At 71.1% G+C, this 16,755-nt stretch carries 14 protein-coding genes; 1 reads left to right on the forward strand and 13 read right to left on the reverse strand.

Annotated elements, in window-relative coordinates; all coding sequences use genetic code 11:
* Nucleotides 1-390 precede the first annotated feature (390 nt).
* The 7 genes from tyrS to B3G12_RS02825 all read right to left on the reverse strand — a co-directional run bounded on the left by tyrS (nucleotide 391) and on the right by B3G12_RS02825 (nucleotide 9,947).
* Nucleotides 391-1,698, reverse strand: coding sequence for a tyrosine--tRNA ligase (gene tyrS, locus B3G12_RS02795; RefSeq protein ID WP_144942219.1), 1,308 nt, complete (start codon nucleotides 1,696-1,698; stop codon nucleotides 391-393).
* A gap of 13 nt (nucleotides 1,699-1,711) precedes the next feature.
* Nucleotides 1,712-4,096, reverse strand: a complete 2,385-nt coding sequence (locus B3G12_RS02800) for a HelD family protein (protein ID WP_144942220.1) — start codon at nucleotides 4,094-4,096, stop codon at nucleotides 1,712-1,714.
* A 70-nt stretch (nucleotides 4,097-4,166) separates the two neighbouring features.
* Nucleotides 4,167-4,694, reverse strand: a complete 528-nt coding sequence (locus B3G12_RS02805) for an adenine phosphoribosyltransferase (protein WP_144942221.1) — start codon at nucleotides 4,692-4,694, stop codon at nucleotides 4,167-4,169.
* A gap of 47 nt (nucleotides 4,695-4,741) precedes the next feature.
* Nucleotides 4,742-5,452 (reverse strand): DNA-3-methyladenine glycosylase, encoded by a 711-nt coding sequence (locus tag B3G12_RS02810; RefSeq protein ID WP_144942222.1) that lies wholly within the window; start codon nucleotides 5,450-5,452, stop codon nucleotides 4,742-4,744.
* Complete coding sequence (gene argH / locus B3G12_RS02815; protein ID WP_144942223.1) at nucleotides 5,449-6,894, reverse strand: argininosuccinate lyase; 1,446 nt, start codon at nucleotides 6,892-6,894, stop codon at nucleotides 5,449-5,451. Before argH ends, B3G12_RS02810 begins: the two co-directional genes overlap by 4 nt.
* Before the next feature lie 244 nt (nucleotides 6,895-7,138).
* Entirely contained in the window at nucleotides 7,139-8,344 is a 1,206-nt protein-coding gene (locus B3G12_RS02820; protein WP_290498985.1) for an argininosuccinate synthase, read from the reverse strand.
* Between the two features lie 88 nt (nucleotides 8,345-8,432).
* Nucleotides 8,433-9,947, reverse strand: coding sequence for a long-chain-fatty-acid--CoA ligase (locus B3G12_RS02825; RefSeq protein ID WP_290498986.1), 1,515 nt, complete (start codon nucleotides 9,945-9,947; stop codon nucleotides 8,433-8,435).
* A 182-nt stretch (nucleotides 9,948-10,129) separates the two neighbouring features.
* Here B3G12_RS02825 and B3G12_RS02830 point away from each other — a divergent pair, with 182 nt between their 5' ends.
* A complete protein-coding gene (locus tag B3G12_RS02830; protein ID WP_144942226.1) occupies nucleotides 10,130-10,561 on the forward strand; it encodes an ankyrin repeat domain-containing protein in 432 nt (143 codons plus the stop codon).
* A 79-nt stretch (nucleotides 10,562-10,640) separates the two neighbouring features.
* Here B3G12_RS02830 and B3G12_RS02835 read toward each other — a convergent pair whose 3' ends face one another.
* From B3G12_RS02835 to argC, 6 genes are read right to left on the reverse strand one after another with little or no spacing between them, the layout of a single operon-like run.
* Complete coding sequence (locus B3G12_RS02835) at nucleotides 10,641-11,129, reverse strand: arginine repressor (RefSeq protein WP_290498988.1); 489 nt, start codon at nucleotides 11,127-11,129, stop codon at nucleotides 10,641-10,643.
* Nucleotides 11,130-11,131: 2 nt separating this feature from the next.
* Nucleotides 11,132-12,103 carry an ornithine carbamoyltransferase gene (gene argF / locus B3G12_RS02840; protein ID WP_290498989.1) on the reverse strand — a complete coding sequence of 324 codons (972 nt, stop codon included), beginning with the start codon at nucleotides 12,101-12,103 and terminating at the stop codon, nucleotides 11,132-11,134.
* Between the two features lie 43 nt (nucleotides 12,104-12,146).
* Nucleotides 12,147-13,382 (reverse strand): acetylornithine transaminase, encoded by a 1,236-nt coding sequence (locus B3G12_RS02845; RefSeq protein ID WP_144942229.1) that lies wholly within the window; start codon nucleotides 13,380-13,382, stop codon nucleotides 12,147-12,149.
* The gene (gene argB, locus B3G12_RS02850; protein WP_055085645.1) at nucleotides 13,379-14,329 is read right to left on the reverse strand and encodes an acetylglutamate kinase; all 951 of its coding nucleotides are present in this window, start codon (nucleotides 14,327-14,329) and stop codon (nucleotides 13,379-13,381) included. Before argB ends, B3G12_RS02845 begins: the two co-directional genes overlap by 4 nt.
* 10 nt (nucleotides 14,330-14,339) lie before the next feature.
* Nucleotides 14,340-15,545, reverse strand: coding sequence for a bifunctional glutamate N-acetyltransferase/amino-acid acetyltransferase ArgJ (gene argJ / locus B3G12_RS02855; protein WP_290498990.1), 1,206 nt, complete (start codon nucleotides 15,543-15,545; stop codon nucleotides 14,340-14,342).
* A 44-nt stretch (nucleotides 15,546-15,589) separates the two neighbouring features.
* Nucleotides 15,590-16,639, reverse strand: a complete 1,050-nt coding sequence (argC, locus tag B3G12_RS02860; protein ID WP_290498991.1) for an N-acetyl-gamma-glutamyl-phosphate reductase — start codon at nucleotides 16,637-16,639, stop codon at nucleotides 15,590-15,592.
* Between the last annotated feature and the right edge of the window lie 116 nt (nucleotides 16,640-16,755).

The raw sequence follows: 16,755 nt of genomic DNA on the forward strand, positions 1-16,755 counted from the left end.
ACAAACAACACACCACAACGAGATCGACTGCTCTTTGCAGGTTCACAACGTTCGGTTGACGACCGGCTCGCAGCCGATCAAATTTGTTCTCCGCTTCGCCAGGCCGGAAGGCCCTCCTTGAAGCGGCTTGTACAGCTTAGTTCGGCTTGCTCGGCGTGTCAACTTGACTGCTCAAGACGATCCGCTCCGCTCGTTCCGAAGCTCCGTAACCATAGCATGAACAAGGTCCGAATTTTTCGGGCTGATCTTTGCTGGCCACCCGCCGCTGCTCGGTCCCTTCCGGGTCCTCGTCGCGACGACTCGGAATACATTACACACGACACGGGACCGGCGCAAAACGCCGGTCCCGTGCAGAAGTCCTGGTCGGTGGGGGTGTCGGTAGCGCCCCGCTCAGGCGCTGAACGTCACCGCCGCAAGGTTTTTCTTCCCGCGCCGCAGCAGGGCGAATCGGCCGTGCAGCAGGTCCGACTCTCCGATCACGGCGTCCTCCCCCGTGACCTTGTGGTTGTTCACCGAGGCGCCGCCCTCCTTCAGGACCCGCCGCGCTGCCGATTTGGAGTCCGAGAGGCCGGTGGCAACGAGCAGGTCCGAGACCAGGTGCTCTCCTGCCCCGACTTCCGCGTGGGGAAGTGCTGCGGCCACCGAGGCGAGGGTTTCCTTGTCCAGGTCCTCGAAGGAGCCACGGCCGAACACGGCGGCGGACGCCTCGATCGCCTTGCGCGTGGCGTCCTCCCCGTGGACGAGTGTGCTGACGTCCGCGGCGAGCACGCGCTGCGCCTCCCGACGGTGCGGCTCCTCCCCGGTCAACCGGCCGAGCTCTTCAATTTCCTGCCTGGTGCGGAAGGTGAAGACCTTGAGGCGGTCCACGACGTCCGTGTCAGCGGTGTTGAGCCAGAACTGGTAGAAGGCGTACGGAGAGGTGAGCTCAGGGTTGAGCCAGATCGCGTTGCCCTCGGACTTGCCGAACTTGGTGCCGTCCGAGTTGGTGATCAGCGGCGTGCCGATGGCGTGGACCGTGGCGCCCTCCGTCTTGCGCACCAGCTCCGTTCCGGAGGTGAGGTTGCCCCACTGGTCGGAACCGCCGGTCTGAAGCACGCAGTCGTACTGGCGGTAGAGGTTCAGGAAGTCCAGGCCCTGCAGGATCTGGTAGCTGAACTCGGTGTAGGAGATCCCTTCCTCCGAGTTCAGGCGCTTGGCCACGATGTCCTTCTTGATCATGGTGCCCACGCGGAAGTACTTGCCAATGTCCCGCAGGAAGTCGATGGCGGACAGCGGCGCGGTCCAGTCCAGGTTGTTGACCATCCGCGCGGGGTTCTCGCCCTCGAAGGAGAGGAAGCGCTGCACCTGCTCACGCAGCAGGTCCACCCACTCCGCCACCGTCTCACGGGAGTTGAGGATCCGCTCCGAGGTCAGCCGCGGATCACCGATCAGACCGGTGGAACCTCCCACCAGCCCCAGGGGGTGGTGGCCGGCGAGCTGCAGCCGACGCAGCAGGAGCAGCTGGACGAGGTGGCCCAGGTGCAGCGACGAGGCGGTGGGGTCGAAGCCGCAGTAGTACGTGATCGGAGCGCCGTCCACCACTTCGCGCAACGCCTCCGGATCGGTGGAGACCTGGATGAGCCCGCGCCAGTTCAGCTCGTCCCACAGGGACGTGAAGGAGGGGTCGTTGTGCTGCGAGGTGAGATCGGTGGTCGACACGGGGACTAAGTTATCAGGCCCTCGCAGCGCCGTCGTCCCCGCCCGGTGCTGCGCCCTGGGCCCCCACCGTGGCTTCGCGGGAAGCGGCGCGCGCGCCTCCGTCCGCCACCGCGCCGGGCTCCACCGGCGCCACCCCGTCGGGCATGCCGTGGGCGGCCACGAGGTAGAGCCGCTGGGTGGGCCGGGTCATCGCCACGTACAGGTTGCCTGGGCCGCCGGACGGGTCCGCCTCGATCTCGGCGGGTTCCACGACCACCACAGAGTCGAACTCCAGGCCCTTCGCGTCCCACGGAGTGAGGACCATGATGCGCCGGTCGAGACTGCGCATCCCGGCGGCCACGAGTCCCGGGAACGCACGCTCGAGGGCAGAGCCGACCGCCGCGATCCGTCGACCGGGACACACCACCCCCACCAGCCCTCCGGAGAGCAGCTCCAGCTCCCGGCCCACGGACGCCACGACCTCCTCGGTCACGGCGTCGTCCGAGGCGGCGGGCACCAGCACGGGAGGGTCCCCGTCCCGCACGGCCGTGGGGTGCGACACCGTGAGCCCCGCGGCGCGGGCCACCCGGACCGCGGCGTCTGCGATCGGCTGGGGCGTGCGGTAGTTCACCGTGAGCTCCTCGAGCGTGAAGCGCTCCCCCACGAACGGCTCCAGTGCACCCTGCCAGGTGGTCGCCGCGGCCGCGTTGCCCGCCTGGGCGATGTCCCCCACCACGGTGAACGACTTCAGCGGGCAGCGCCGCATGAGCACGCGCCACTGCATGGGCGAGAGCTCCTGGGCCTCGTCCACGACCACGTGGCCGTAGGCCCAGGTGCGGTCCGACGACGCCGCCTCGGCCGCCGTGACGCGGTGCGGCGCCTCCGCGTTGAACGCCGTGAGCTGCTCCACGGTCACCACGCCCTGCGCCCCGATGTCCTCGAAGCCCTCCGCCATGGTCTCCAGCGCCTTCTGCGCGGACTCCTGGGCCTTGCGCTCCTCGACGGCGCGGTCCCCGCGCACCTTGATCCCGGCCGTGTCGAAGTCCCCGAGCAGCTCCGCCGCCTCGTCGAGCAGCGCGACGTCCGCCACGGTGAGGGGCGCGTCCACGGGACGCAGCAGCCGAGCCACCTGCTCGTCGGTCAGCTCGGGGGCCGCGGAGCGCAGGTAGCGCTCCTTCCCGAAGAGCTGGGAGACGAGCTGCTGGGGAGTCAGGGGCAACCACAGGAGGTTGAGCGCGATGCGCACCTCCCGGCTCTGCCTCAGGTCCTCCCGCAGGTAGGAGCGGTCCATCGTGGAGCCGGACTTCTCGTTGAGCTCCGCCCCCAGCGTGTCTGCGAGCTCATTGACGACCACCTTCACGAAGGTCTCGCGAGCCTCGTTGTGCGGCTTGCCGGTGGCGCGGGCCCGCTCCCGGGCACGGCGCACGAGTGCGCGGTCGAGCTTGACGGTGTGGCCGTCCACCGAGAGCCACTGCGTCCTCTCGGGAAGCTTCTGCCGGTCCGCGACGGCGCGCCTGACGACGTCCACCATGTGCAGCCCGGACTTCCAGCGCGCCACCCAGGGGTCCTCCTCGACCGTGCCGTGCACCCCCGGGTAGAGGTCCGCCAGCGAGGACATCACCACGCCCGTCTCCCCCAGCGCCGGCAGCACCCGCTCGATGTACCAGAGGAAGGAGGAGGACGGCCCCACGATCAGCACGCCGGACTTCGCGAGGCGCTCACGGTGCTCGTAGAGCAGGTACGCCGCGCGGTGCAGGGCCACAGCCGTCTTGCCGGTGCCCGGCCCGCCCTGCACCACCCGCACCCCGGACAGCGGTGCGCGGATGATGCGGTCCTGCTCTGCCTGGATGGTGGCGACGATGTCCGTCATGCGCCCGGTGCGCTCGGAATTGAGGGCGGCGATGAGCGCGCCCTCGCCGTGGACCACGTCGTCTCCGGAGACGGCCTCGGGATCGAAGACGTCGTCCTCCAGTGCGGTGACCTCCCGGCCGTCCATGATGAGGTGGCGACGGCGCACGAGGTCCATGGGGTTCGCGGCCGTGGCCTGGTAGAACGCCCCGGCCTCCCGGGCGCGCCAGTCCAGCACGAGCCGCTGGTGGTCCTCCGTCGCCAGCCCCAGGCGGCCCACGTAGTGGCGTTCGCCGCCCGTGGTGTCGAGGCGCCCGAAGACCAGGCGCTCGTCCACGGAGTTCAGCTGAGCGAGACGGTCCTCGTAGTAGGTGGCAAAGGCGTCCCGCTCGGAGCGGGCCTGGTGGCCACCGCCGAAGTGGGTCGTCCGGACCCTGCGCAGCTCGCGGTCGCTGAGCTCCCGCAGCTCGTCCAGCCGGGCATAGGCCCCTGCCACGTACCGGCGCTCGTCCTCGAGCTGCCGGGACACATCCACCGCTGCGGAATCCTCCACGAACTTCACCTCACGCACCCTGCCGACGGAACCGGTCGCTCAACCGGCGATCGACCATCCTACCGCCCACCGGGTGCGCCTCCGCGGGTCAGACGCGCAGCAGCGCCCGGACCCGGTGCCCGCCCAGCTGGGTGCGTCCGCGCAGTGCCGTGAGCTCCATGATCACGCCGAAGCCCGCCACGTTGTAGCCGCCGCGGGTCAGCAGCGCGGACGCCGCGCCGAGAGTGCCGCCGGTCGCGAGGACGTCGTCGAGCACGAGCACGCGCGAGCCCCGTGGGGCGTCGTCGGTATGGATCTCCAGCGTTCCCGTGCCGTACTCGAGGTCGTAGGACTGGGACAGGGTCTCGCGGGGCAGCTTGCCCGCCTTGCGCACCGGGATGATGCCGGCCCCGGAGGCGTAGGCGACGGCGGCGGCGATCATGAACCCCCGCGCCTCGACACCCGCCACGCAGTCGTACTGTCCCCGGAAGGCGTCCACGAGCGCGTCCACCGTGCGGTGGAAGCCCTCCCCGTCCGCGAACAGCGGCGTGAGGTCGCGGAAGAGCACCCCCGGTTCGGGGTGGTCCGGGATCTTCTCGCACAGCCGGTCGATCATCTGTTCAACGGATTCAGTCACCCGCCCATGGTATCCGCCGGGCACGCCCCCACTCGCCGCCGCGCGGCTCACCGGGTGCGCCGACGCTTGACCGCGGCCTTGCGGTAGGGGGACACGGTCGGGTCCCCCGCGATCGCGAAGCGCCACGGGTAGGTGTCCATGCCGCCCTCGCCGGAGACCCCCGTCCGGGGTGTCACGACGACGTCGCCCACCGGTTCCTGCCGCAGCGCGAGTCCCGTCCACGACGGTTCGGGCGTGCGGAGCACGGCCTCCTCCGCGAGCGCCGCGGGGTCGTCGGAACGGCCGAGATCCACCAGCGCGGCGCCGTCGTCCTCCCGCGAGAGGCCCAGTGCCTGCGCCACGTTGCCCGGACCGCGCGCGAGTGCCACGAACGGCGGCTCGGAGCTGCGGTTGGCGAGCCGGCGACGCGCGGCGACGTCCTGACCCAGCACCACCTCCCCGGAGCGCACGAGGATCCCGCCGCCGGTGCCCTCGTCCCGGCACACGAAGTTCACGGCGTGGTGCAGCCCGTACGTGAAGTACACGTAGATCCGCCCCGGCGCCTCGAACATGGAGGCGTTGCGCGCGGTGCGCCCGCGGTAGGTGTGCGCACCCGGGTCCGGCAGGTCCGAGTCGTGGGGTCCGCCGTAGGCCTCGAGCTCGGTCAGCCGGAGCGCCACCGTGCCGACGGGCAGCGCGCAGACGAAGACCGAGCCGAGAAGTCTCGGGGCGACGTCGGGCGCGCGGCCCAGCAGCAGCTCGTGCAGTCCCTGCGTCACGAGACCACGGGCTCGCGCGCCTCGAAGTCCGCGAGCGCGGCCATCCGCCATTCGAGCTCGGCGAGCTGCTGCGCCACCGCGTCCGGGGCGGTGCCGCCCTGGGAGCTGCGGGAGGCGAGCGAGCCCTCGACCGTGAGCACCTCGCGCACGCCCGGGGTGAGGTGCTCGGAGATCTGAGCGAACTGCTCGTCGGTGAGGTCCCACAGCTCGATGCCGTGCTCCTCGCACACGCGTACGGCGTCGCCGGAGATCTCGTGCGCCTCGCGGAAGGGGACCCCCTGGCGCACGAGCCACTCTGCCACGTCCGTGGCGAGTGCGAAGCCCTGCGGCGCGAGCTCGGCCAGGCGCTCGGTGTGGAACGAGAGGGTGCCCATCATCCCCGCCACGGCGGGCAGCAGCACCTCGAGCTGGTCGATCGCGTCGAAGACCGGCTCCTTGTCCTCCTGCAGGTCACGGTTGTAGGCGAGCGGCAGGCCCTTCAGCGTGGCGAGCAGCCCGGCGAGGTCACCGATCAGCCGCCCGGCCTTGCCGCGCGCGAGCTCCGCGACGTCCGGGTTCTTCTTCTGCGGCATGATCGAGGAGCCGGTGGAGTAGGCGTCGTCCAGCGTGACGAACGAGAACTCCTTGGTGGCCCACGTGGTGACCTCCTCGCTCATGCGGGAGACGTCCACCGCGGCCATGGCGCAGACCCACGCGAACTCGGCGTAGACGTCCCGGGACGCGGTGCCGTCGATCGAGTTGAAGACAGCGGAGTCGAAGCCGAGCTCCGCGGCGACGGCGTTGGGGTCCAGGCCCAGCGAGGAGCCCGCGAGCGCACCGGAGCCGTACGGGGAGACCGCCGCGCGGGCGTCCCAGTCCACCAGCCGCTCGACGTTGCGCAGCACCGCCCACGCGTGGGCCAGCAGGTGGTGCGAGAGCAGCACCGGCTGGGCGTGCTGCAGGTGGGTGCGTCCGGGCATGGGCGCGTAGGGGTGACGCCGCGCCTGCTCCACGAGGGCGCGCACCACGTCCAGCAGGTTGCCCGCGATGATCGAGGCGTGGTCCCGCAGGTACATGCGTCCCAGCGTGGCGATCTGGTCGTTGCGCGAGCGCCCCGCCCGCAGCTTGCCGCCCAGCGCGGGGCCGGCGCGCTCGATCAGTCCGCGCTCCAGGCAGCCGTGGACGTCCTCGTCCGACTCCGCCGGGACGTACGCGCCGCTGCGCACGTCCGCCTCGAGTCGGTCCAGCGCGTCGATCATCCCGGTCAGCTCCTCGGCGCTGAGCAGACCCGCGGTGTGCAGCACCCGGGCGTGGGCGCGCGAACCCGCGATGTCGTAGGGCGCGAGACGCCAGTCGAACTGGGTGGACTTGCTCAGCGCGGCCAGCGCGTCCGCCGGTCCCCCGGCGAAACGGCCGCCCCACAGGGCGCCCTCGTTGGTTCCGTGCTGCTCGTGCTGGGCCATGGTGCTCCTCGTGGACGGTGGTGGATCGGTGCGCCCCCGGCGGTGTGCGCCAGTGGCGCGGGGGCGGCACGACGGGGCATTCTGCCGTGACGACGTGACGCGGTGGGGACGGCGGTGCGGACGCGACGACGCGCGGCGGAGTCCCGGGCGCGTCGAACGGCCGGGCTCCAGTCTAGGAGCCCGGCCGTCCGGCACCGCGTCAGCGGGGTCCGCCGCGTGCACGCCGTGCGCGCGGCGGGTGGGGTCAGTCCTCGTCCAGGTTCTGCTCGCGCCGGGACGCGACCTTGGAGGACATCCCGAACAGCTCGATGAAGCCGCGGGCGTTGGACTGGTCGAACGAGTCGCCCTCGTCGTAGGTGGCGAGGTTGAAGTCGTAGAGACCCGTGTCCGAGCGCCGCCCGGTCACGGTGGCCCGGCCAGCGTGCAGCTCCATGCGGATGTCGCCGTTGACGTACTTCTGCGTGTCGTCGATGAACACGTCCAGGGACTTCTTCAGCGGGGAGAACCACTGGCCGTCGTAGACCAGCTCGGTCCAGCGCTGGCCCACGGTCTTCTTGAAGCGGGCCTGCTCGCGCTCGACCGTGACGTTCTCGAGCTCCTTGTGCGCGGTGATCAGCGCCATGGCACCCGGGGCCTCGTAGATCTCGCGGGACTTGATGCCCACCAGGCGGTCCTCGACGATGTCGATCCGGCCCACGCCCTGTGCGCCCGCCCGACGGTTCATCTCCTGGATGGCCTGCAGCGGGGTCACGGGCTTGCCGTCCAGGGCGACCGGCACACCGCGCTCGAACGAGATCACGACCTCGTCAGCAGCGGGCGGGAACGTGGGATCGTCGGTGTACTCGTAGACGTCCTTGGTGGGACCGTTCCAGATGTTCTCCAGGAAGCCCGTCTCCACGGCTCGACCCCACACGTTCTGGTCGATGGAGAACGGGTTCTTCTTGGTGGTCACGATGGGGAGCTCGTTCTTCTCCGCGTAGGCGATGGCCTTCTCACGGGTCAGCGCGAGGTCCCGCACCGGGGCGATGCACTTGAGCTCGGGGCCGAGCGTCTGGATGCCCACCTCGAAGCGGACCTGGTCGTTGCCCTTGCCCGTGCAGCCGTGGGCCACGGTGGTGGCCCCGAACTGCTTGGCCGCGGCCACCAGGTGCTTGACGATCACCGGGCGGGAGACCGCCGAGACCAGCGGGTAGGAGTCCATGTAGAGGCCGTTGGCCTTCAGCGCCGGCATGCAGTACTCGCTCGCGAACTCGTCCCGGGCGTCCGCGACGTAGGCCTCCACGGCACCGCAGTCCAGGGCGCGCTGACGGATGGTCTCGAGGTCCTCGCCGCCCTGTCCGACGTCCACGGCCACGGCGATCACCTCGGCACCGGTCGCCTCACCGATCCACCCGATGGCCACGGACGTGTCCAGTCCACCCGAGTAGGCCAATACCACGCGATCACTCACGGCGTTCTCCTCACACACTGCTCAACGACGACACTGACTGCGCGGGACGACCCGCGCTCCGTGCATGACTATACACAACTGTCGTTATTTATGCATCGAGCGAGAGCTCGCGCTTGAGGATCTTACCCGTGGGGCCCTTGGGCAGCTCGTCCGTGATGCGGTAGATGCGGGGGTACTTGTACTTGGCCACTCGCTCCTGCACGAACGCGTCCAGCTCCTGGCTCAGCGCCTCCCGGCCCTTGGACTCGAGCACACCGGACTCGAAGACGACGACGGCGCCGACCTCCTCGCCGTGCTTCTCGCTGGGCACGCCCACGACCGCGGCCTCCACGACACCCGGGAACTGGTAGACGACCTCTTCGATCTCGCGGGGGTACACGTTGTAGCCGCCGCGCAGGATCATGTCCTTCTTGCGGTCCACGATGAAGATGGCGCCGTCCTCGTCCTTGCGGCCCATGTCCCCGGTGTGGAACCAGCCGTTGCGCATGGCCTCCTCGGTGGCCTCGGGCTTGTTCCAGTAGCGCTTCATCACGTACTGCCCGCGCACCGCGATCTCCCCGACCTCGTTGGTGGGGACCTCGTTGTCGTCCCCGTCCACGATCCGGATCTCCGCCCCGCGCACGACCGTGCCGATGGACCCGGGCTTGCGGACGTTGCCCGGCTGGTTGAAGCACACGATCGGGGAGGTCTCCGAGAGGCCGTAGCCCTCGTACACGCTGGTGTCGAAGACCTTCTCGAACTTGGCCATGACCTCCACGGGCATGGCGGAGCCGCCGGAGACGCCGGCGCGCAGGTCGATCCCCTCCGTGGTGAGCTCGCCCTTGCCCAGCTCGTGCAGCAGCGCCACGTACATGGTGGGCACGCCCACGAAGATGTTGACGTGGTCCCGGCGCAGGATCTCCAGGGCCTTGACCGGGTGGAAGCGCGGCAGCAGGGAGACCGCGGCGCCGCGGGCCACCACCCCGTTGAGGGCAACCGTCTGGCCGAAGACGTGGAAGAAGGGCAGCCCTCCGAACATCACGTCCCCGTTGCGCAGGTCGAACAGCTCCCCGGCAATCTCGGCGTTCGAGTGCAGGTTGTGGTGGGTCAGCTCCGCACCCTTGGGGCGCCCGGTGGTGCCGGACGTGTACAGCAGCACCGCCGTGTCCTCGTCCTCGCGCTCGACGACCTCGGCCGCCGGCTCAACCGACATCAGGTGCCCCACGGTGCCCTGGGCGCTGATCGGCAGCACGGCCACGCCGTCGAGCTCCTCGACCGCCTTCTGGCTGGCCTGGGCCATGTCCTCCCACGCGAGCACGAAGCTCACGCCCGCGTCCTGGAAGTGGTAGGTCAGCTCGCGAGGGGTGAGCAGCGGGTTCAGCGGGACCACGATGCCGCCGGCGCGCAGGATCGCGTAGTACAGCACCGCCATGTGGGGCACGTTGGGCAGCACGAGCGCCACGCGGTCCCCGGGGCGGATGCCGTTGGCGGTGAGCAGGGCGGCGCCGCGGGCGGAGAGGTCGTCCAGCTGCCCGTAGCTCAGGTGCAGGTCATCCAGGATCACGGCGGGATCGGACGTGTACTTCGCGGCCGAGGTGGTGAGCAGCGTGGCCAGGTTGGTCATGGGTCCTCCAGGGAACGTGTGTGAGATCTAACACGTGAGACTGCCAGTATCGGGTACCCGAGTCAAACGCCCACGCCACGGGTCCGGGAGCGCGTGCGAGACTGGGAGCAAGCCCGGATCGCCCCCGCGATCCCCACCCGTGCCCCGCCGAGTCGGAGCACCCGTCCGCAGGAGGACCTCCCGTGACCCAGCCGGAATCCGCACCCCAGCCCCCGCAGCTCACCGAGGCCGAGCTGGCGTACGCCACCTCGCTCTTCGACGCCGCCCGCAACGGCGACACGGACACCCTGCATGCCGCCCTGGACGCGGGCGTGCCGGTCAACCTCACCAACGGCAAGGGTGACACCCTGCTGAACCTCGCCGCCTACCTCGAGCGCGAGGACACCGTGGCCATGCTCCTGGAGAAGGGCGCGGACACCGAGCGCGTGAGCGACATGGGCTTCACCGCGCTGGTGTGCGCCGTGTTCCGCGGCAACGAAGCCATCACCCGCATGCTCCTGGAAGCCGGAGCCGGGCAGGCCACCGGGCACCAGCACGCGCAGGACGTCGCCAGGGTCTTCGGCCAGGAGCAGCTGCTGCCGCTGCTCACGCAGTACGAGACCCCCGAGGCCTGAGCGCCGTGGACTCCGCGTCCCTGGTGCCACGAGCGCCGTGGTTGCCGGGCGCAGGAGGGCGGCACCGCGGCGTCGTCGCTCAGCGGGCGAGGTCGAGGAAGGTGCGTGCGAGGTCCGCGCCGCCCGCGGGGTCCCGCGCCACGACCATGATGGTGTCGTCCCCGGCGATGGTCCCCAGGATTTCGGGCATCACCGAGTGGTCGATGGCCGAGGCGAAGTACTGGGCGGCTCCGGGCGGGGTGCGCAGCATCACGAGGTTCGCGCTGCCCTCCGCGGTGACGAGCAGCTCCCGGCACAGCGAGGCAAGCTTCGCCTCGGCACTCTCACGGGTGATCCCGGTGGCCGGGGAGCGGTCCGCGCCCGCGCGGGGCATCGCGTAGACCATGCCCCCGTTGGCGGAACGCACCCGCACCGCCTCGAGCTCCACGAGGTCGCGGGACAGGGTGGCCTGCGTGACCTGGATGCCGTCCGCGGCGAGCAGCTCCGCGAGCTCCGCCTGGGAGTGGATCTCCCCTCCGGTGACGAGCTCCAGGATCCGGGCCTGTCGCGCCGTCTTGGTGGTGGGCATGCTCACCGGATCTCCTCCCGTCGCAGGGCTGCCGGCAGGTCCGCCGAGAGTCCCGAGGAGTCGAGCAGGAAGGTCAGCAGCGCCTTCTGCGCGTGGAGCCGGTTCTCCGCCTCGTCCCACACGAGCGACGCGGGCCCGTCGATGACCTCCGCCTCGACCTCGTAACCCCGGTACGCGGGCAGGCAGTGCAGGAAGACGGCCTCCTCGCCGGCGAGCGCCATGGCCTCGCGCGTCACGGCGTACGGCTGGAAGATCCGCGTGCGCTCCGCCTTCTCGTCCTCCTGGCCCATGGAGACCCAGGTGTCGGTGACGACGGCGTCCGCGCCCCGCAGCGCCTCGGCCGGGTCCGTGGTCACGAGCACGGAGCCACCGGTCTGCTCGGCCCGCTCCCGTGCGGCGTCGACGACGACCTGGCGCGGCAGGTGCTGCTGGGGTCCGGCCACCCGCACGTGCATCCCGGCGGTGGCGCAGCCGAGCAGGTACGAGTTGGCCATGTTGTTCGCGGCATCCCCCACGTAGGCCAGGGTGCGGCCCGGCAGGTCCCCGAGGTGCTCACGCAGGGTCAGCAGGTCCGCGAGGATCTGGCACGGGTGGTAGTCGTCGGACAGGGCGTTGACCACCGGGACGGTGCTGTGCTCGGCCATCTCCTCGAGCCCGGACTGCGCGTAGGTCCGCCAGACGACCGCGGCGAGCATCCGCGAGAACACGCGCGCGCTGTCCGCCACGCTCTCCTTGTGCCCCAGCTGCGACTCCCCGGGGTTGATGATCAGGGGGCTGCCGCCGAGGTCGCTGACGCCCGTGGCGAAGGAGACCCGCGTGCGGGTGGAGGTCTTGTCGAAGACCACCCCCACGGTCTGCGGGCCCGCAAGCGGGCGGCGCGAGAAGCGGTCCGCCTTCAGCGCGAGCGCGAGGTCCAGGACCCGGGTCTGCTCCTCGGGCGTGAGGTCGGTGTCGATCAGGAAGTGACGGAGCACGGGGCATCCTCCTTGGGGAGCGGGTGAGGGGCGGGGGGGCGGTTCAGTGCTCGCGGGCGGCGAGCAGCCGCGGCAGGACGGCCACGAACTCGTCCACGTCCCGCTCGGTGATGATCAGGGGCGGGGCCAGGCGCAGGGTGGCCGGGCCCGTGGCGTTGAGGATGAACCCGGCGTCCCGGGCCGCGGCGACGACGCGCTGCGCCACCGGGTCCTCGGGGCCCTCCTGCACGAGGTCCACGCCGAGCAGGAGACCGTACTGGCGGACGCCCACCACGCCGTCGACGGCGCGCAGGCCCCGGGCGAGGTGCTCCCCCACCCGGCGGGCGTTGGCGAGCAGGTCCTCGTCCTCGATCGCGGTGAGGGTCGCGAGACCCGCGGCCATGGCCAGCGGGTTGCCGCCGAACGTGGTGCCGTGCTGCCCGGCGCCCAGCAGCCCGGAGACCTCCGGGCCCGCGGTGAGCAACGCCCCCACGGGGAAGCCCCCGCCGAGACCCTTGGCGAACGTCACGGCGTCCGGGAACTCTCCCGCGGGCAGCTGCGCGCTGGAGGCGAGCCACGCACCGGTGCGACCGATCCCGGACTGCACCTCGTCCACCACGAGCAGCGCACCGTGCTCGCGGGTCAGCTCCCGGGCTCGCGCCAGGAAGCCCTCGGGCAGGCCGAGCACCCCGGCCTCGCCCTGCACGGGCTCCACGATCACGGCGGACACGGTGTCGTCCAGCGCGGACTCGAGCGCCTCGACCGTGGCCGGAATGTGCTCCACCCCGGCGGGCAGCGGCTCGAAGGGAGCGCGGTAGGCCTCCTTGGCGGTCAGTGCGAGCGCGCCCATGGTGCGGCCGTGGAACGAGTGCTCCAGGGCGATCACCCGCTGCCGGGGCCGCCCCTGCGCATCGGGGTGGACCGCGCCGTGGCGGCGGGCCAGCTTGAACGCCGCCTCGTTCGCCTCGGAGCCGGAGTTGGCGAAGAACACGTGCGAGCCCTCCGGCGCCCCGGTGACCTCCAGCAGCTTGTGCGCCAGCGCAATGCTGCCCGGGGAGGTGAAGAGGTTGGAGATGTGGGCGAGCGTGCCCGCCTGCTCGCTGACGGCCCGCACCCACGCCGGGTGCGCGTGTCCCAGCGCGTTCACGGCGATCCCGGCCAGCAGGTCCATGTAGCGCTTGCCGTTCGCGTCCGTGACGTGAACCCCCTCGCCCGAGACGAGCACGAGGGAGGGATCCCCGAACACCCCCAGGAGGTTGTCCCTGTACTGCTCCAGCAGCTCGTCCTGCCGCGCGCTCATGCGTTCTCCGTCCCGTCCGGTGTGACCTCGGTGCCGATGCCCGTGTCCGTGAAGATCTCCAGCAGCGACGAGTGCTCCGAGCGCCCGTCCACGATGCTCGCCCGCGGCACCCCGCCCTCCACGGCGCGCAGCGCCGCACGCATCTTCGGGATCATCCCCGACTCCAGCGTGGGCAGCATCTCCCGCAGCTCCGAGGCCGTGAGCGAGGAGATCAGCGAGGACCTGTCCGGCCAGTCCGCGTACAGCCCCTCCACGTCCGTGAGGGCCACGAACTTCTCCGCGCCCAGCGCCACCGCGACCTCCGCGGCAGCCGTGTCCGCGTTCACGTTGAGGACCTGGCCCGTCAGGGAGCCGAGGCCCGCGGCGTCGTCGTCGGAGTCCGCGAGCTCCGGGGCGATCGAGGCGATCACCGGGATCTTGCCGATGTCCAGCAGCTGCTCCACGGCGGCGGTGTTCACGCGCGTGACCGTGCCCACCAGCCCCAGGTCCAGCGGTGCGCCGTCCGAGCCGGTGCGCACCCTGCGGGCCTGCAGCAGCCCGGCGTCCTCCCCGGACATCCCCACCGCGTAGGGACCGTGGGCGTTGACGAGGCCCACGAGCTCCCGGCCCACCTGGCCCGTGAGGACCATGCGGATCACGTTCATGGCCTCCTCGGAGGTGACGCGCAGCCCGTCCCGGAACTCCGAGGCGATGTTCAACGAGTCGAGCATCGCGCTGATCTGGGGGCCGCCGCCGTGGACCACGACCGGGCGGATCCCCACGTGGCGCAGGAAGACGATGTCCTCCGCGAACGCGCGGCGCAGCTCGTCGTTGACCATGGCGTTGCCGCCGTACTTGAAGACCATGGTGGAGCCCGCGTAGCGCTGGATCCACGGCAGCGCCTCCATGAGGGTCTCCGCCTTGGAGCGGGCCGTTTCGTACCTGGTGTTATCGCTGAGACGTGACATGGTGGGCGCGCTAGCTCGAGTAGGCGCTGTTCTCCTCGACGTAGTCGTGGGTGAGGTCGTTGGTCCACACCGTGGCCTGCTGGTCCCCGCTCTTGAGGTCCACCACGATGTCCACCGCGCGCGACGCCGCGAGGTCCACACCCTCGCGCGGGTCCCCGATCGCGCCGTTGCGGCACACGGTGACGCCGTTGATCGACACGTCGATGCGGTCCGGGTCGAACTGCGCCTGCGTGGTGCCCACGGCGGAGAGCACGCGCCCCCAGTTGGGGTCGTTGCCGAAGACCGCGGTCTTGAGCAGGTTGGAGCGGCACACCGTGCGGGAGACGTCCTCAGCCTCCGTCTCGGTGGCCGCGCCCATCGTGGTCACGGCGATGTCGTGGGACGCGCCCTCCGCGTCCGTGATCAGCTGCTGCGCGAGGCTGTGGCACACGGCCGTCAGCGCGCGGGTGAACTCCACCTGGTCCGGGCGCTGCGCCGAGGCGCCGGAGGACATCAGCACCACGGTGTCGTTGGTGGACATGCAGCCGTCCGAGTCCGTGCGGTTGAACGTGATCCGGCACGCCTCCTTCAGCGCGAGCGAGAGCTCCTCCGCGCCCAGGACGGCGTCCGTGGTGAGCACCACGAGCATGGTGGCCAGCCCCGGGGCGAGCATCCCCGCGCCCTTCGCCATGCCGCCCACGCTCCAGCCCGCACCGCTCACGCAGGCCTGCTTGGGGACGGTGTCCGTGGTCATGATCGCCTCGGCGGCCTCCGCCGCGGCACGCTGCCCGGGGGCGAGCGCGGCCACCGCGGCCGGGACGCCTCCGCGCATCACGTCCATGGGCAGCTGCTCCCCGATCAGCCCTGTGGAGCACACCAGCACCTCTCCGGCACCGATGCCCAGCTGCTCCCCCACCAGCTCGGCGGTCTCGTGCGTGTTCTGGAAACCCTGCGGGCCGGTGCACGCGTTCGCCCCGCCCGAGTTGAGCACCACCGCGCGGGCACGGCCCTGCCGGATCACCTCCCGGGACCAGTGGACGGGTGCGGCGGCCACGCGGTTGCTCGTGAACTCGGCCGCTGCGGCGTCGTCGGGCCCGGTGTTGACCACGAGCGCGAGGTCGCGGCCCCCGGACTTCTTGAAGCCGGCCTCCACGCCGGCGGCGGTGAACCCGGCCGCGGCGCACACGCCGGAGTCGGTGCTCACGGGGACGTCGGGAACGGGGTTGTGCGAGGACATGGCAGCTCCTGGTTCGGACGGGCGGTCGGGGACGGGGCGGGCGCTCACGGTGCCACGCCCTGTGCGGTGAGACCCGCGGTCTCGGGGAGGCCGAGGGCCAGGTTGAGGGACTGCACGGCGGCGCCAGCCGTCCCCTTGGTCAGGTTGTCGATCGCGGCGCTCACCACGAGCCGCCCGGCGTGCGGGTCCACGGCCAGCTGCAGCGCCACGTGGTTCGAGGCCTGCACCGACTTGGTGGTGGGCCACTGCCCCTCGGGCAACAGGTGGACGAACGGCTCGCCGTCGTACGCGGCGCGGTAGGCTTCCCGCACAGCTTCCTCGGTCGTGCCCGGGCGCAGCGCGGCGGTGGCCGTGGTGAGGATGCCGCGGGGCATGGGAGCCAGGGTGGGGGTGAACGAGATCCGCACGCCCTCGCCTGCCGCCCATCCCAGCCCCTGTTCGATCTCCGGGGTGTGCCGGTGCCCGCCGCCGACGCCGTACGGGGACATCCCCCCCATCGTCTCGGCACCGAGCAGGTGAGGTTTCAGGGCCTTGCCCGCACCCGAGGTCCCGGACGCGGACACGATCACGATGTCCTGGGGAGACACCAGTCCCGCCGCCAGCGCGGGTGCCAGCGCGAGCAGCGATCCCGTGGGGTAGCAGCCAGGGACGGCGATCCGGGTGGCGCCGGGCAGGTTCTCTCGCTGCTTGCGGCCGTTCGGGTCCACCAGCAGCTCGGGCAGCCCGTAGGGCCACGTGCCGGCGTGGTCTGAGCCGTAGAACGCTCCCCACGCTTCGGCGGACTCGAGCCGGTGGTCCGCCCCGGCGTCGATCACGACCGTGCCTGCGGGCAGCTGCTCGGCCAGCGCCGCGGACTGACCGTGGGGCAGGGCCAGGAACACGACGTCGTGGCCCGTGAGGTTCTGCGCGGTGGACTCGACGACGTCCCTGTCCGCGAGCGCGTGCAGGTGCGGCTGGAGCGCCCCGAGCTTCTGCCCGGCGGAGGAGTGGGCCGCCACGGTGGCGATCTCGATGTCCGGGTGCCCGCACAGCAGACGGAGCACCTCTCCCCCCGCGTAGCCGGTGGCGCCTGAGACTGCAACGGTGTAGGTCATGGGCTCCACCATACCGTATTCCTATGCACTCCACTCAATATTTATGCATAACGCGTTCCAAGTCTCTGCGCGGGTGACCGCCCGCCCCGACGTGCACTGCCTTGTGCCGGGAGGTG

The sequence above is a fragment of the Kocuria sp. UBA5001 genome (assembly GCF_002398425.1).
In the GTDB taxonomy this organism is placed as follows: domain Bacteria; phylum Actinomycetota; class Actinomycetes; order Actinomycetales; family Micrococcaceae; genus Kocuria; species Kocuria salsicia.

Excerpts from the sequence above, each read along its gene's own strand:
- argH (WP_144942223.1), bottom strand. The coding sequence starts at position 6,894 with ATGGCCCAGCACGAGCAGCACGGAACCAACGAGGGCGCCCTGTGGGGC.
- B3G12_RS02825 (WP_290498986.1), bottom strand. The coding sequence starts at position 9,947 with ATGACCAACCTGGCCACGCTGCTCACCACCTCGGCCGCGAAGTACACG.
- B3G12_RS02835 (WP_290498988.1), bottom strand. The coding sequence starts at position 11,129 with ATGCCCACCACCAAGACGGCGCGACAGGCCCGGATCCTGGAGCTCGTC.
- B3G12_RS02845 (WP_144942229.1), bottom strand. The coding sequence starts at position 13,382 with ATGAGCGCGCGGCAGGACGAGCTGCTGGAGCAGTACAGGGACAACCTC.
- argB (WP_055085645.1), bottom strand. The coding sequence starts at position 14,329 with ATGTCACGTCTCAGCGATAACACCAGGTACGAAACGGCCCGCTCCAAG.
- argJ (WP_290498990.1), bottom strand. The coding sequence starts at position 15,545 with ATGTCCTCGCACAACCCCGTTCCCGACGTCCCCGTGAGCACCGACTCC.
- argC (WP_290498991.1), bottom strand. The coding sequence starts at position 16,639 with ATGACCTACACCGTTGCAGTCTCAGGCGCCACCGGCTACGCGGGGGGA.